Consider the following 16,033-nt stretch of genomic DNA (forward strand, 5'->3'; position numbering starts at 1 on the left):
TTTGCAATTTGACTGGGTGAGTGATATTACGACGACTTCTCAACCCGGATCGCTATTATCACCTTCGGTAGGAAGAACGACAGAGAGTATTAAGTTTATTGATCGATTTATGAGTGCTTCGCTATAGATAATATTGATATGGCGCTTAATCTAAAGCTGGCTTCTCTGTTAATAAGAAAAATGTCAAAGTGGATTCTGAGCCAGAAAAGACAGCAAATCCTGTTTACCTCACATAATCCTGCTGTGCTGAATGGTCTGGACTTGAACAACCCTCAAATAAGATTATTTGCAGTTAAAAGGGTTTGCCAGCTGATATAAAAAACGCTCCCGGTTTCCCAGGGAGCGTTGCATATCAGATCACATCAAAGATTAAGATTCTTTGCTGCCGCGGCCTGCGCGCTTACGATCGTTTTCAGTCAGGTGACGTTTACGAATACGTACTGACTGTGGCGTAACTTCTACCAGCTCGTCATCATCGATGAACTCGATAGCCTGCTCAAGCGTCATCTTGATAGCTGGAACCAGCGTGGTTGCTTCGTCAGTACCGGAAGCACGCATGTTGGTCAGTTTTTTACCGGTCAGACAGTTAACTGTCAGGTCGTTAGAACGGCTGTGCAGACCAATGATCTGGCCTTCGTACACTTCCGCACCGTGACCCAGGAACAGCTTACCGCGGTCCTGCAGGCTGTACAGTGCAAACGCAACAGCTTTACCCTGACCGTTGGAGATCAGTACGCCGTTCTGACGCTGGCCCACTTCGCCTGGACGGATATCGTCGTAGTGGCTGAAGGTGGAGTACAGCAGACCGGTACCAGACGTCATGGTCATGAATTCGTTACGGAAGCCAATCAGACCACGGCTTGGGATAACGTAGTCAAGACGTACGCGACCTTTGCCATCTGGATCCATGTTTTTCATGTCGGCTTTACGTTCGCCCATCGCCTGCATCACAGAACCCTGATGCTGTTCTTCGATGTCCAGCGTTACGTTCTCGAACGGCTCTTGCTTACGGCCATCGATTTCGCGGAAGATAACTTTCGGACGGGATACCGCCAGCTCGAAACCTTCACGACGCATGTTTTCGATCAGAACGGACAGGTGAAGCTCACCACGACCAGAAACGCGGAATGCATCAGCATCTTCAGTTTCTTCAACGCGCAGTGCAACGTTGTGCACCAGTTCTTTACGCAGACGATCAAGGATCTGACGTGAGGTAACGAACTTGCCTTCTTTACCGCAGAACGGAGAAGTGTTGACGTTAAAGAACATGGTTACGGTTGGTTCATCAACGCTCAGTGCTGGCAGCGCGACCACATTCTGCGTATCGCAGATGGTGTCAGAGATGTTCAGCTCGCCCAGACCGGTAATAGCGATGATATCGCCCGCTTCAGCTTCGGTCGCTTCGATACGCTCCAGACCCATGTGAGTCAGTACTTTACCGACTTTACCGTTACGGGTTTTGCCTTCGCTGTCGATCAACGTAACCTGCTGGTTTGGCTTCACTTTACCGCGCTTGATGCGGCCGATGCCGATTACACCAACGTAGTTGTTGTAGTCCAGCTGGGAAATCTGCATCTGGAATGGCGCATCCATTTCAACCTGTGGAGGTGAAACGTGATCCACGATAGCCTGATACAGCGGCGTCATGTCGTCAGCCATATCGGCATGATCAAGACCGGCGATGCCGTTCAGTGCAGATGCATAGATAACCGGGAAGTCGAGCTGCTCATCGGTCGCATCCAGGTTAACGAACAGGTCGAATACCTGATCCACAACCCAGTCAGGACGTGCGCCCGGACGGTCAACTTTGTTAATTACCACGATCGGCTTCAGACCATTAGCGAAGGCTTTTTTGGTCACGAAGCGGGTTTGCGGCATAGGGCCATCCGTTGCATCCACAACCAGCAGCACCGAGTCGACCATTGACATCACACGCTCTACCTCACCGCCGAAGTCGGCGTGTCCTGGGGTATCAACGATGTTGATGCGGTAGTCTTTCCAATTAATGGCGGTGTTTTTTGCGAGGATGGTAATCCCACGCTCTTTCTCCAAATCGTTGGAGTCCATTACGCGTTCGGTTGCTTCAGTACGGGCATCAAAGGTACCGGACTGCTGCAGCAACTTATCAACCAGGGTAGTTTTACCATGGTCAACGTGGGCAATAATGGCGATGTTACGCAAATTTTCGATCACAGCTTTGCCTCAGGCATTAGAAATAGCGCGCTATTGTACACGGATTAATCGAAGGACTGAACAGGATCACAGTTTTCAATTAAAGATAACTGTCAGGATTGCTTTCAGAGCCATTTTCAGTGCAAGAATTGCACTTCATCGAAAAAATGCACCAGAATAGTGCTCTTCAGGCACTCAGAAGCACCAAAATGGTGCGCGACTTCCATCATGGTGCAGGTCTCGTTACACGAGAGGGCGCATCATAGCGCTTTTTTCGCTAATTGAGAAAGTTGGCATAGATTTCGCTTTATCTTACTAAGCGAAAACTACCCGTTTCCACAACGGTAGCCTGTCAGAGAACTTAATTATCGGTCGACTGCGTAAGATAAGCAAAGTCCATCGCAAAAGTTCTCTCACTACGATGACAATGGCAAAATCCAGGAGAGTTAAGTATGTCCGCTGAACACGTTCTGTCGATGATGAACGAGCACGAAGTCAAATTTGTTGACCTGCGCTTTACCGATACCAAAGGTAAAGAACAGCACGTTACTATTCCTGCTCATCAGGTTAACGCTGACTTCTTCGAAGAAGGCAAAATGTTTGACGGCTCCTCGATTGGTGGCTGGAAAGGCATCAACGAATCCGACATGGTGCTGATGCCTGACGCAACTACTGCTGTCATTGACCCCTTCTTCGCAGATTCTACGCTGATTATCCGTTGCGACATTCTTGAGCCAGGCACCATGCAGGGCTACGATCGTGATCCACGTTCTATCGCTAAACGCGCTGAAGATTTCCTGCGCTCTTCAGGTATTGCCGATACCGTCCTGTTTGGACCAGAGCCAGAATTCTTCCTGTTTGACGACGTGCGTTTTGGCGCAACCACTTCCGGTTCACACGTTGCTATCGATGATATCGAAGCGTGCTGGAACACCGGTAAAGAATACGAAGGCGGCAACAAAGGTCACCGTCCAGGTCTGAAAGGCGGTTACTTCCCGGTTCCACCAGTCGACTCCGCACAGGACATCCGTTCTGCAATGTGTCTGACCATGGAGCAGATGGGCCTGGTTGTTGAAGCTCACCACCATGAAGTGGCGACCGCAGGTCAGAACGAAGTGGCAACCCGCTTCAACACCATGACTAAAAAAGCGGACGAAATTCAGATCTACAAATATGTCGTTCACAACGTGGCTCATGCTTACGGCAAAACTGCGACCTTCATGCCAAAACCAATCTTTGGCGACAACGGTTCAGGTATGCACTGCCATATGTCTCTGTCTAAAGGCGGCACCAACCTGTTCGCTGGCGACAAATACGGCGGCCTGTCTGAAATGGCGCTGTTCTACATCGGCGGCGTCATCAAACACGCTAAAGCCATCAACGCCCTGGCAAACCCAACGACCAACTCCTACAAGCGTCTGGTCCCGGGTTATGAAGCGCCTGTTATGCTGGCTTACTCTGCACGTAACCGTTCTGCTTCTATCCGTATCCCCGTGGTTGCCAGCCCGAAAGCGCGTCGTATCGAAGCTCGCTTCCCAGATCCAGCAGCAAACCCATACCTGGCGTTCTCTGCGCTGCTGATGGCTGGCCTGGACGGCATCATCAACAAAATCCATCCTGGCGACGCGATGGACAAAAACCTGTATGACCTGCCGCCGGAAGAAGAAGCTGAGATTCCAAAAGTAGCGGGTTCACTGGAAGAAGCACTGAATGCGCTGAACGAAGACCGTGAGTTCCTGACTCGTGGCGGCGTATTCACTGACGACACCATCGATGCCTACATCGAACTGCGTAAATCCGAGATGGACCGCGTTCGTATGACGCCGCATCCGGTTGAGTTCGAACTGTACTACAGCGTGTAATAAAAGCTGTAAGTTCTCAGGGATTGTTGCCGTGGAAACTCTAGCCCATCTCAGGATGGGCTTTTTTCTCCACGAAATCATTGTTCAGGGAGACGGATCTCGGGTTCCATGACTATAATGCACTAAAATGGTGCAGGAGTGTGTGCATGGCAACTGGCATGCTGCCCGATGCCGGGCAGATTCTTAATTCTTTGATTAACAGTATATTGTTGGTAGATAGCGAGCTGGTTGTTCATTACGCCAACCCCGCGGCACAGCAATTGTTAGCGCAAAGTTCCCGCAAACTGTTTGGTACGCCACTGCCAGACCTGATGGGATATTTTTCTTTAAATATCGACGTAATGCGCGAGAGTCTGAATGCAGGACAGGGCTTTACCGACAGCGAAGTGACACTGGTTGTCGACAGTCGCGCACATATTATGTCGTTAACCGCGCAGCTTTTACCCGATGGCTTAATTTTGTTGGAAATGGCACCGATGGATAATCAACGCCGTCTCAGCCAGGAACAGATCCAACATGCTCAGCAGGTGGCCGCCCGTGATTTGGTTCGGGGGTTGGCGCATGAAATTAAAAATCCGCTGGGTGGTTTACGCGGTGCAGCACAGCTGCTGGCGAAAGCCCTGCCCGATCCTTCGTTAACTGAATACACCAAAGTGATCATTGAACAGGCCGATCGCCTGCGCAATTTGGTCGATCGTCTTCTTGGCCCGCAACAGCCAGGTATGCACGTAACGCAAAGTATCCATCAGGTGGCCGAACGCGTGGTTAACCTGGTATCGATGGAGCTTCCGGATAACGTAACGCTGGTGCGGGATTACGATCCCAGCCTGCCAGAGTTACCGCACGACCCGGATCAAATCGAACAAGTTCTGTTGAATGTGGTACGCAACGCGCTGCAAGCGTTGGGTGAGCGTGGCGGAACTATAACACTCCGTACCCGCACAGCGTTTCAACTCACGCTGCACGGCGTACGTTATCGCCTGGTGGCCCGCATTGATATTGAAGATGACGGCCCGGGTATTCCTGCTCAGCTGCAGGATACGCTGTTTTACCCGATGGTGAGCGGTCGTGAGGGCGGTACGGGGTTAGGTTTATCGATAGCCCGCAGCCTGATTGACCAGCATTCGGGAAAAATAGAGTTCAGCAGCTGGCCTGGTCACACTGAATTCTCGGTTTTTCTGCCTATTCGCCAGTGAGGTTTCTATGCAACGAGGGATAGTTTGGATCGTCGATGACGATAGCTCCATCCGCTGGGTGCTTGAACGCGCGCTCACTGGAGCCGGTTTAAGCTGTGCGACCTTTGACAGCGGTAACGAGGTGCTGGATGCCCTTGCCACCAAAACCCCAGACGTTTTACTTTCAGATATTCGTATGCCCGGCATGGACGGACTGGCATTACTGAAACAGATAAAACAGCGTCACCCGATGCTTCCGGTCATCATAATGACGGCGCATTCCGATCTGGATGCAGCAGTAAGCGCCTATCAACAAGGGGCATTTGATTATCTGCCGAAACCTTTTGATATTGATGAAGCGGTAGCGCTCGTCGAACGCGCTATCAGTCACTATCAGGAGCAGCAGCAGCCGCGCAATCAGCCTGTCAGTGGACCAACGACGGATATCATCGGTGAAGCCCCGGCGATGCAGGACGTTTTCCGCATTATCGGCCGTCTTTCACGCTCTTCGATCAGCGTACTGATTAATGGCGAATCCGGTACAGGTAAAGAGCTGGTGGCTCATGCACTCCACCGGCACAGTCCACGAGCAAAGGCCCCTTTTATTGCGCTGAATATGGCTGCGATCCCTAAAGATTTGATTGAGTCGGAGCTGTTCGGCCATGAAAAGGGGGCGTTTACCGGCGCAAATCAGATTCGTCAGGGGCGTTTTGAGCAAGCCGATGGCGGCACGTTGTTTCTGGATGAAATCGGCGATATGCCGCTGGATGTGCAGACTCGCCTGCTGCGCGTATTGGCTGATGGCCAGTTCTATCGCGTTGGCGGTTACGCGCCGGTTAAGGTGGACGTACGCATTATCGCCGCAACCCACCAAAACCTGGAGCTTCGGGTGCAGGAAGGCAAATTCCGTGAGGATTTGTTCCACCGCCTGAATGTGATCCGCGTGCATCTTCCCCCGCTTCGCGAGCGCCGTGAGGATATTCCACGGCTGGCACGCTATTTCCTGCAGGTTGCCGCTCGCGAACTGGGTGTGGAAGCGAAAATTCTGCATCCGGAAACAGAAACGGCGCTAACCCGTTTGCACTGGTCGGGTAACGTTCGCCAGCTTGAGAACACCTGCCGCTGGTTAACCGTTATGGCGGCGGGGCAGGAAGTATTGATTCAGGACCTGCCGCCTGAGCTGTTCGAAACCTCAACGCCTGATAATCCAGTACAGTCCCTGCCGGACAGCTGGGCAACGCTGCTGGCGCAATGGGCCGACCGTGCGCTGCGTTCCGGTCATCAAAATCTGCTGTCGGAAGCGCAGCCAGAGATGGAGCGAACGCTGCTGACCACGGCTCTGCGCCATACGCAGGGTCACAAGCAGGAGGCGGCCAGGCTGCTGGGCTGGGGACGAAACACCCTGACCCGAAAGCTGAAAGAGCTGGGAATGGAGTAGGTGTCAGCCGAAAATTTCCCTCCCCTGGAGGGAAACCCCTTTCAGCCTGTGGTATTCCGCTCGTAAAAGCGGATTCGCTGTAGGATTCTGACTAATAAAGCCGGCATCAAAAATGGATGCCGGTTTTTTTTGTTGAGCGCTTCAGATGACCCGCGAGAATTGCTGCCTGCGCGCCTTCTGACGCAGGTAAACGTCAAAGCACATGCAGATATTCCTGACCAGCATTCGCCCCTGAGGCGTGACCTGGAGGCCGTCTCTGTGGCATTCCACCAGCCCATCTTCAATAAAAGGCGCCAGCAGCGCCAAATCTTCCGCAAAATAGCGCTGAAATGGCCTTTCTGCCGTTTCAAAACGGGAAAATTCCAGAGAAAAATTACACATCAACGTTTTAATGACCTCTCGCCGCAGACAGTCATCTTCCGTTAGCTTTACGCCACGCCAGAGCGCGGTTTTCTGCGCTGCGACTGCGGCATACCAGCTTTTCAGCTCTTTTTGGTTCTGTGCATAGCTGTCGCCGATCATACTAATTGCTGAAACGCCCATCCCCAGTAAATCCGTGTCGCCCTGAGTGGTATATCCCTGGAAGTTGCGGTGCAGACGCCCTTCTCGTTGGGCTATCGCCAGTTCATCATCAGGACGCGCAAAGTGATCCATGCCGATAAACTGATAGCCTTCTTTCGTCAGAAAGGCGACGGACTGCTGCAAAATCGTCAGCTTTTGCTGAGTGTCAGGCAGGTCGGCCTCTTTGATTTTACGCTGGGCGGCGAAAAGCGTCGGCATATGCGCATAGTTAAATACGCTGAGCCGATCCGGCTTCAGGCTGACAACCTTCTGTAGCGTAAAAGCAAAGCTTTCCGGGGTTTGCTTTGGTAAGCCATAAATCAGATCCAGATTGGTCGAAGTGAACCCCAGCCGTTTCGCACGCTGAAGCAGAGCGACAATGGTCTCTTCATCCTGAATGCGATTAACCTTCTCCTGCACTTCTTTATTAAAATCCTGCACGCCCATGCTCAGGCGGGTAAAACCCGCGGCGTAAAGATGGTCCAGAACATCCAGCTCAATCTCGCGCGGATCCACTTCAATAGACAACTCAGCGTTATCACTGAAGGTAAAATGTTGCTTCAACAGATCGATTAACCGGGTTATCTGCGCTTTGCTCAAGTAAGTGGGCGTGCCGCCTCCCCAGTGCATTTGCGTGACGATACGGTGCCTGAACAACGTGGAACGCGCTTTAATTTCAACGGCCAGCGCCTGCAAGTAATCATCGACTTTATGCGGATGTCGGGTGATAACCTTATTGCAGCCGCAGAAATAGCAAAGCCGGTGACAAAAGGGAATATGAATATACAGTGAGAGCGGGCGATCGGGATAACGCTGGCTGGCATGTATGAAAGCGGACTCGTCATAGTCCTGATGAAATTCCAGCGCGGTAGGATAAGAAGTGTAGCGAGGTCCGGAGACGTTATACTTTTGGATCAGGTTCTGATCCCACTCAATCATCTGTGTCACGGTATTCACTCCTTCGCTGGCGCCGGGATGCAGACCGTCGGACGAATGGAGCCATTGAAGGCGGAGAGACGGTCGTTCTGCGCAGGCGTTTTTTCAGCCTGGACAGACGACGTAGTTTAACGAAGACCCAGCCGAGCCCGCAGAGCAGAATCAGCATGTAAATTGATCCAGGCCAATTCATTGCCAGAGAAACCTTTTGCAACGGGGGTACGCTTACAGGCGCCCCCCGGTTTAGCGTCTAAAAGCGTGCTCAGAGGATCAGTTGCCGCCTTTCAACAAGCGGTACATGTCTTCTTCTGCTTCTTCATCTTCAACATCATCATCCAGCGCGATGCCGAGCTGCTCCATCAGCACATCGATGCGATCGAGCGTTTGATCAAGCCATGCCTGATCTTCTGCTTTTAAGGTTTCGCCTTTTTCCAGACGATCCAGCAGCTCATCCAGGCGCTCGTCATTTTCCAGCATAGCCAGTTCTTCTTCCGGCGCCAGCTTCGGTTTTTTTTCTACCGCAGCTTTGGCTGGCTTGACGCTTTTTTTCGCTGGCTGAGCCTGTGCCGCCGCGGCACCCAACGCAACGGGCTTTTTGCTGCCGATACGGGGATCCTGATCTTTGTTTTTTCCGCCGTTTTTATTTTCAGCCGTCACTGGATTGGCACGACTTCCCGATGCGTTACCGCGATGTTTTTTATCACGTTTACGATCGCGTGCTTCCGTGTTGATTTCATCGCGCGTTTTGCGTTTGGCCGCCGGTTTTTTCTTCTGGGGCTCGCGTGCAGGTTGTTTCATGGTTTCTGCTCTCAGACTATTTATCTTCAGTATAGAATTGCGGCGGAATCTAGCAGAAAGCAGACAAAGAAAAAAGGCGCCAGGTCACCCTGTCGCCTTTTTTCACACCTTCCGCAGAAGGACTGACTTAGTCAGCATCCTTTTTAGCATACAACGTCCCGGTTTTCCTTTGCCAGGTCGTCCCTCCGGACGCTTCCTCTTCCTTTACAGACATGCATCCCTGATGCCTTTCCTTCCCTGCTCTACATCTTCCTGATGTTCCCTGAGCGCTTCATCCTGAAGTGAACCTTCATGGTTCTGTCAACTAATGTAGACCATATGGATAAACTAACAAGTTAGGTAGTGAAGTAATTTAATTTTTTATGCACTTAAGATTATTAATGTTTTGATATTAAAGTTATTTTTAATTTAAACCTGCTCAAAAAAGAGGAAACGGCTGGCACTGATAATAGCCGATCTCTCACAAAATCCTGGCCAGGCTGCGCTCGGCTGGGCGCTTTCAATCTATACAGGGTATACTCTGCGCAATTGTTCTTATTATCTGGAGTTTTTATCTTGTCTGGCTGGAATTATCACGTTACCCATTTTGTCACCAGCGCACCTGACATTCGTCACCTTCCACCCGATCTGGGTATTGAAGTTGCCTTTGCCGGACGTTCTAACGCGGGCAAGTCCAGCGCGCTGAATACGCTGACCAATCAGAAAAGCCTGGCCCGTACCAGTAAGACGCCAGGAAGGACGCAGCTAATCAATCTGTTCCAGGTTGCTGAAGGCTATCGTCTGGTTGATTTACCCGGTTACGGCTACGCCGAAGTCCCGGAAGAGATGAAGCTGAAATGGCAGCGCGCGCTGGCAGAATACCTGCAACAGCGTGAGTGTCTGAAAGGGTTAGTCGTACTGATGGACATTCGCCATCCGCTGAAAGATCTCGATCAGCAGATGATTCAGTGGGCAGTGCAGAGCGGCATTCAGGTGCTGGTACTCTTAACCAAGGCTGACAAACTCGCTTCCGGCGCCCGTAAAGCTCAGCTGAATCTGGTACGTGAAGCGGCAAAAGGCTTTGTCGGTGATGTGCAGGTTGAGATGTTCTCATCCCTGAAAAAGATTGGAGTGGATAAGCTGCGCTTTAAGCTGGATGACTGGTTCAGAGAAATCCCCCCTGCGACAGAAGCAGATTTTCCCGCGGAGTAATGGCTGGAAATCCTGAATAGCGCCCAATAAAAAACGCCCCAGTCATAACGACTGGGGCGGCTAAATATTCAGCCAAATCCGATTACGTGAAGTAAAAGGTCTGAAAGATAGAACATCTTACCTCTGTACCCTACGTCTTAAACTCTACATGATTTTGCGCACCCTCAAAAGGGTTTTTTGTAGTTAATTTTCATAAAAGTCCGTCTGTTATCTAATCCAGCTCACAGAAAAAAGTATTGCTTGTAGCTTAATTACAAGAAAAATGCTTGCATGATAACGGCTTAGGCGAATATCTGAGCACTAATGTACATCGTTTATCGGCTTTGGACGCCGATACGACGAGCTTTGCAGGCATGGCGGAAAAAACAGTCAGGGTAGGATGCTTACTGCCCAGCGCTTTATAGCGGAGCTGATTATGAGAGGTACTGCAATGGCGAAAAAAACTTTTACATCTCCGGCAATGCTTATTTTTTATAAGAAAATATCAATTTTGAATATTATTAAATTAAATTTAAAAATCATTTTTATAAATCGCAAAATAACGAGATGGCTTATATTATTTCCTGCACGTTCATAATTTTATTAAATACGCGCCAGGATTAACCATTGAGATAAAGAGTATGGATGAGGCTGATGTCATATCAGCCTCATTAGCCCTTTACCGGTAAGAATTAATGCGCTTCATCCCAGTTATTGCCCACTCCAACATCAACGCGAAGCGGTACATCCAGCAGCATACTCCCTTCCATTAACTGGCGAATTTTTGCCGTTGCGGCTTCCACTTCCGATGTTTTAACTTCAAACACCAGTTCATCGTGAACCTGCATGATCATTTTCACTTCAGGTTTCTTCTGTGGCGTCAGCCATTCATCAACGGCAATCATCGCCTTTTTGATAATATCGGCAGCCGTTCCCTGCATAGGTGCGTTAATTGCCGCACGCTCTGCCGCCTTACGACGCATCGCATTGCTGGCTTTAATATCTGGCAGATAGAGACGACGCCCATCGAGCGTGGAAACATAACCTTTTTCTGCCGCCTGCTGGCGGGTACTTTCCATATACTCCAGCACGCCAGGGTAGCGTTCAAAGTAGAGATCCATATACTTCTTCGCTTCGCCGGCACCAATATTTAACTGACGTGAAAGACCGAAGGCGCTCATGCCATAAATCAGACCGAAGTTGATTGCCTTAGCACTGCGTCGCTGTTCACCGGTAACTTTATCCAGTGCCATACCAAATACTTCTGCTGCGGTGGCGCGGTGGATATCCTGACCTTCAGAGAAGGCGCTCAGTAACCCTTTATCCTGAGAGAGATGAGCCATGATGCGCAGCTCAATCTGAGAATAGTCCGCAGCAACAATTTGATGATCTTTTGAGGCAATAAAAGCCTGACGAATGCGTCGTCCCTCATCATTACGAACCGGGATATTTTGCAGGTTAGGATCGGTAGAGGAAAGACGGCCCGTGGCCGTCACTGCCTGGTGGTAAGAAGTGTGAACGCGTCCTGTTAACGGATTAATCATCAGCGGCAGCTTATCGGTATAGGTCGATTTCAGCTTCGAAAGGCCACGATGCTCCAGGATCACTTTTGGCAGTGGATAATCCAGCGCCAGCTCGGCCAGAACTTCTTCTGAAGTGGAAGGCGCGCCGCCAGGCGTTTTTTTGGTCGCCTTAATACCTTGTTTTTCAAAGAGGATAGTTTGCAGCTGCTTTGTTGACGAGAGGTTGAACGGCTCGCCTGCCAGCTCATGCGCCTTTAACTCCAGCTCCGCCAGTCGCGTGGTTAGTTCCTGCGAATGTTTAGCCAGAATCCCCTGATCGATCAGCACCCCGTTGCGTTCAATACGCGAGATTACCGAAACCAGAGGCATTTCAATCTTTTCAAATACCTGCTTCGGACCCTGCTCTTTTTCCAGTTCAGGCCACATTTTCAGATGCAGCTGTAGCGTCACATCCGCATCTTCCGCCGCATAATGCGCTGCCTGCTCCAGCGCGATTTGATTGAACGTCAGCTGCTTTTTACCCTTCCCGGCGATCTCTTCGAAGGTCACCGTTTTATGATTAAGCCAGCGTGATGCCAATGTGTCCATATCATGTCGTCCTGCCACGCTATTCAGCGCGTAGGATTCCAGCATGGTATCGAATTTAATGCCTTGTAGTTCGATATCGTAATTTTTTAACACGCCGCGGTCATACTTCAGGTTTTGCCCGACTTTCAACAAATCGCTGTTTTCCAGTAAGGGTTTCAGACGTGCCAGCACGCTTTGGCGATCCAACTGCGCTGGCGCATCCAGATAATCATGCGCCACCGGCAGATAAGCAGCTTCGCCTGGCGCTACTGCAAAAGAAATGCCGACAATGTTGGCGCTCAGCGTATCAAGTGAGTCGGTTTCCAGGTCGAAGGCAAACAGCGCGCTGCTCTGTAACTTATCCAGCCAGCTGTCGAAAGTCGCTTCATCAAGAATGGTGACATACCCATCGGAGGAAAGCGTACTGGTCGCAATAGGTTGCTCTTCAACCTGTTCAACCAGCGCTTTCTGAGCGGCCGGATGACTCTTTTTGCCCTGAAGCCACTTACCTTCTTCAAGGTCAGCGATCCAGCGTTTAAATTCGTAATGGCGGAACAGACCAACAAGTTCCCCGACGGCAGGCTCACTGACCGTGAGTTCCTCGCAGGTGAGATCTAACTGTACATCGGTTTTGATGGTCGCTAGCTGATAAGAAAGGAAAGCGACCTCTTTGTTTTGCTCAAGCTTAGCGGCCATGGTTTTCGCACCGCGGAAAGAAAGCTCAGCGACCTTATCAAGGTTCTCATAGATATCTTTGATACCACCGAGTCCCTGTAGTAAGGCCTGGGCTGTTTTCTCTCCTACGCCGGGCACACCCGGGATGTTATCCGAGGAGTCACCCATTAATGCCAGAAAATCGATAATGAGCGAAGGCGGGATACCGTATTTGGTGATCACTTCTTCAGGGCCAAGGATGGCGTTATTCATGGTGTTGATCAGCGTGATATCTGGCGTCACCAGCTGCGCCATATCTTTATCACCCGTACTGATCAGAACCGGTATCCCTTTACGGCCAGCCTCCAGCGCCAGCGTCCCAATAACATCGTCTGCTTCTACACCCGATACCGCCAGCAAGGGCAGTCCCATCGCCCTGACCATATTATGCAGAGGCTCGATTTGAGCCCGCAAATCATCCGGCATCGGTGGACGGTGGGATTTATAATGCTCAAACAATTCGTCACGGAACGTTTTACCTTTGGCATCAAAAACCACAGCAACGTGGCTGGGCTTATATTGCAACAGCAGGCTGCGCAGCATATTCAGCACGCCGTACATCGCTCCAGTAGGCTCACCGGCGCTATTGGTCAGTGGAGGGAACGCGTGATAAGCGCGATAAAGGTAAGAAGATCCATCCACAAGAATAAGCGGGTTTTCTGCAATTTGTGCCATAAGTTGTCACGTTCTTCGTTGATTTAAACAATGCGGTAAGGATGCCACAGCTACACCTGAAAAATGAAATAACTCCGCGGGTTAACCGGTAAAATGTGACGGTTCTGCGGTCAGCCTCGCAATGAAAAGCTGTGGATAAGTTTGTGTGTAAAATTCATAACACATAAGTATAAATATATAATCGAAGATCGAGATCCTTTAAAATAGAGTATTTTCATAAAGTTATAGCGGACTTCTGTTTTTTCAACAGAACGAGGAAGGATCTTTTCAGATGTGGATATGAATTATTTACTTCTGCGATCGGACGGGATCTTTCACTGGAAATATTATCTTGAGCGCGTTTATATTTTACTTTCCCGAAACTGCCGGGTCAGGAACAACAACGCCGGCATTGCGCCGGCGTTCTGCTAAAACAGCAAATTACTTTTGCGTCAGCAGGTATTTCACAACGTTAGCATATTGCTGAACATAGTTGTCCATCGAGCTGGTATCCAGGCCACCATTGTTAACCATAAACTTACCATTAACGAACATGGCTGGTACGCCCTGCAACTCAACATCTGCCGCAGCTTTCTCCTGTTGTGCAACCAAAGATTTGACCACGAAGCTATTCCAGGCAGCGTCATACTCCTCAGGCTTAATACCTGCCGCTTTAACAAACGCGTCTTTCAGGGATGACGGATCGTTGATGGTCTGCGTTTTCTGGATGCCATCAAAAATTGGCGCGGTAACTTTGTCTTCCACACCCAGCGCCATCGCCACAGCCCACGCCTGCGTAACCGTTTTACCCATCTCGCCACCTAAGAATTCGACGTGGTATTTCGTCACTTTGGTGTTGGCTGGCAGGCTTTTCTTCACGGTATCACTGACATGCCAAACACGCTCGAATTCATAGCAGTGCGGACAATAGAATGAGAAAAACTCCAGAACCTGAGGCTCGCCGGTGACGGGTTTCTGGAGACTACGGTATTGCTGGCCCTCGTTGAACTGGGCAGCAGAGGCGCTGAAAGCCAGAACCATACCCATCAGTGCCATAAAAATCTTCTTCATCTGGAAACTCTCTCCTAACAGCAAAAGGACCTGACCGGGAAGACGATCAGCCCTGGAATGCGGGCATCAGCTGCAGCGGTGGCTCCTGCAACAGCCTGGCCTGCTCGTTAAAAAGGGAAATCTGCCTGCGCCAGAAATCCTCATCCGTCATCCACGGAAAACTTGCGGGAAATGCGGGATCCTGCCAGCGGCGAACAACCCACGCCAGATAATAAACCATCCTCATGGCGCGTAAAGGCTCAATCAGTGACAATTCGTGTGTATCGAACTCACTGAATTCACTATAGGCTTCAAGCAGAATATCCCACTGAATGCGTTGCTCCTGAACATCTCCGTTGATCAGCATCCAGAGATCCTGTACTGCCGGACCGTTGCGGGCATCATCAAGGTCGACGAAGAATGGCCCATCGCGCCAGAGAATATTCCCAGGATGACAGTCGCCATGCAGCCGCAATGGCTGCCACTGAGTATGCCAACACGTTTGTAAAATAGCGCCAAGTTTTCTGACGCTGACTAATAAACTTTCTTTTAACTTGCCGGGGATTAACGTGCTGGCTTCCAGAACCTGTAGAGGTTCCGCAATGTATTCTTCCAGCCCTATCGTGGGACGAGCGGCAAAGGTGCTCTTACGCCCGGTTTGATGAATACGCCCAAGGAAACGGCCAACCCATTCCAGTTGATCGTAGTTATCCGTTTCGTACTGGCGGCCCCCCAGGCTGGGGAATACAGTAAACAGGTACCCGTCATGCTGATGCAATGTCTGCCCGTTTAATGCCAAAGGGGCTGCAACGGGCACTTCATCTGCCAGCAGCTCAGCCGTAAACTGATGCTCTTCTAAGATCTGTTCCTGCGACCAGCGCTGAGGACGGTAAAACTTTACCACATAGCGCTTTCTGTCCTCATCTGAGAACTGATAAACCCGGTTTTCATAGCTGTTCAGCGCGGTTAGCCCTGACTCCACACGGATACCGGTTTGCCATATCGCATCCAAAATGGTATCAGGGTTTAAATTTTGAAAGTTAAAAGCAGGCTCTTTCATCCGGCGCTCTCGTAGATAATCACAATGAGTTAGCGATCAAGAATATCATTAAACGCAGGCAACGACGGATGATGGCAGGGATTTAATCTTTGATTACGCCTCGCGCACGCAAAATGGCTGTTTTGAAATCTTCTTCATAATCTTTTTTCAGCCCTGGGATGGCTTCATTTTTATTGCTGTCGCGCATCTTCAGGTGATAAATCAAAACATCATCAGTCAGCTCGTCGAGAGGCTGCTTGAATCCTGCTTCATCAGCCAGTTTCTTTAAGAACTGCACTAAATTGAGATCGGGGTCCTGTTGCCAGGCGGGCTGTAACAGCGAGATTAATTCATTAAGACGGTGACATTTCATA

11 protein-coding genes are annotated in these 16,033 nt (G+C 50.2%); 4 read left to right on the forward strand and 7 right to left on the reverse strand.

The features are described from left to right. Window positions 1-369: 369 nt before the first annotated feature. Window positions 370-2,193, reverse strand: coding sequence for a ribosome-dependent GTPase TypA (gene typA, locus AAGQ96_RS21405; protein WP_147200407.1), 1,824 nt, complete (start codon window positions 2,191-2,193; stop codon window positions 370-372). A gap of 431 nt (window positions 2,194-2,624) precedes the next feature. On the opposite strand from typA, the gene glnA reads away from it, so the two are divergent. The 3 genes from glnA (at window position 2,625) to glnG (ending at window position 6,647) form a co-directional block, all read left to right on the forward strand. Further along, window positions 2,625-4,034 carry a glutamate--ammonia ligase gene (glnA, locus tag AAGQ96_RS21410; RefSeq protein WP_147200408.1) on the forward strand — a complete coding sequence of 470 codons (1,410 nt, stop codon included), beginning with the start codon at window positions 2,625-2,627 and terminating at the stop codon, window positions 4,032-4,034. 146 nt (window positions 4,035-4,180) lie between these two features. Continuing rightward, window positions 4,181-5,230, forward strand: coding sequence for a nitrogen regulation protein NR(II) (glnL, locus tag AAGQ96_RS21415; protein WP_147200409.1), 1,050 nt, complete (start codon window positions 4,181-4,183; stop codon window positions 5,228-5,230). A gap of 7 nt (window positions 5,231-5,237) precedes the next feature. Continuing rightward, on the forward strand, window positions 5,238-6,647 hold the full coding sequence (gene glnG / locus AAGQ96_RS21420) for a nitrogen regulation protein NR(I) (protein ID WP_147200410.1): 1,410 nt from the start codon (window positions 5,238-5,240) through the stop codon (window positions 6,645-6,647). 141 nt (window positions 6,648-6,788) lie between these two features. Here the strand turns inward: glnG and hemN are convergent, their stop codons facing one another. Together hemN and yihI are read right to left on the reverse strand one after the other, a co-directional pair. Next, window positions 6,789-8,147, reverse strand: coding sequence for an oxygen-independent coproporphyrinogen III oxidase (gene hemN, locus AAGQ96_RS21425; protein ID WP_342755597.1), 1,359 nt, complete (start codon window positions 8,145-8,147; stop codon window positions 6,789-6,791). A 267-nt stretch (window positions 8,148-8,414) separates the two neighbouring features. Further along, complete coding sequence (gene yihI, locus AAGQ96_RS21430) at window positions 8,415-8,942, reverse strand: Der GTPase-activating protein YihI (protein WP_147200412.1); 528 nt, start codon at window positions 8,940-8,942, stop codon at window positions 8,415-8,417. A gap of 555 nt (window positions 8,943-9,497) precedes the next feature. Between yihI and yihA the strand changes: the two genes are divergently transcribed. Then, window positions 9,498-10,133, forward strand: a complete 636-nt coding sequence (gene yihA / locus AAGQ96_RS21435; protein ID WP_147200414.1) for a ribosome biogenesis GTP-binding protein YihA/YsxC — start codon at window positions 9,498-9,500, stop codon at window positions 10,131-10,133. Between the two features lie 671 nt (window positions 10,134-10,804). Here yihA and polA read toward each other — a convergent pair. From polA to AAGQ96_RS21455, 4 genes are all read right to left on the reverse strand, one after another. Further along, window positions 10,805-13,591, reverse strand: a complete 2,787-nt coding sequence (gene polA / locus AAGQ96_RS21440; protein ID WP_342754514.1) for a DNA polymerase I — start codon at window positions 13,589-13,591, stop codon at window positions 10,805-10,807. 420 nt (window positions 13,592-14,011) lie between these two features. Next, entirely contained in the window at window positions 14,012-14,641 is a 630-nt protein-coding gene (dsbA, locus tag AAGQ96_RS21445; RefSeq protein ID WP_342754515.1) for a thiol:disulfide interchange protein DsbA, read from the reverse strand. A 46-nt stretch (window positions 14,642-14,687) separates the two neighbouring features. Further along, window positions 14,688-15,680, reverse strand: a complete 993-nt coding sequence (locus AAGQ96_RS21450; protein WP_147200417.1) for a serine/threonine protein kinase — start codon at window positions 15,678-15,680, stop codon at window positions 14,688-14,690. An 82-nt stretch (window positions 15,681-15,762) separates the two neighbouring features. After that, the gene (locus tag AAGQ96_RS21455) at window positions 15,763-16,032 is read right to left on the reverse strand and encodes a YihD family protein (protein WP_147200418.1); all 270 of its coding nucleotides are present in this window, start codon (window positions 16,030-16,032) and stop codon (window positions 15,763-15,765) included. Window position 16,033: the final 1 nt, after the last annotated feature.

The sequence above is a fragment of the Pantoea sp. MBD-2R genome (assembly GCF_039134845.1).
Classification (GTDB): domain Bacteria; phylum Pseudomonadota; class Gammaproteobacteria; order Enterobacterales; family Enterobacteriaceae; genus Erwinia.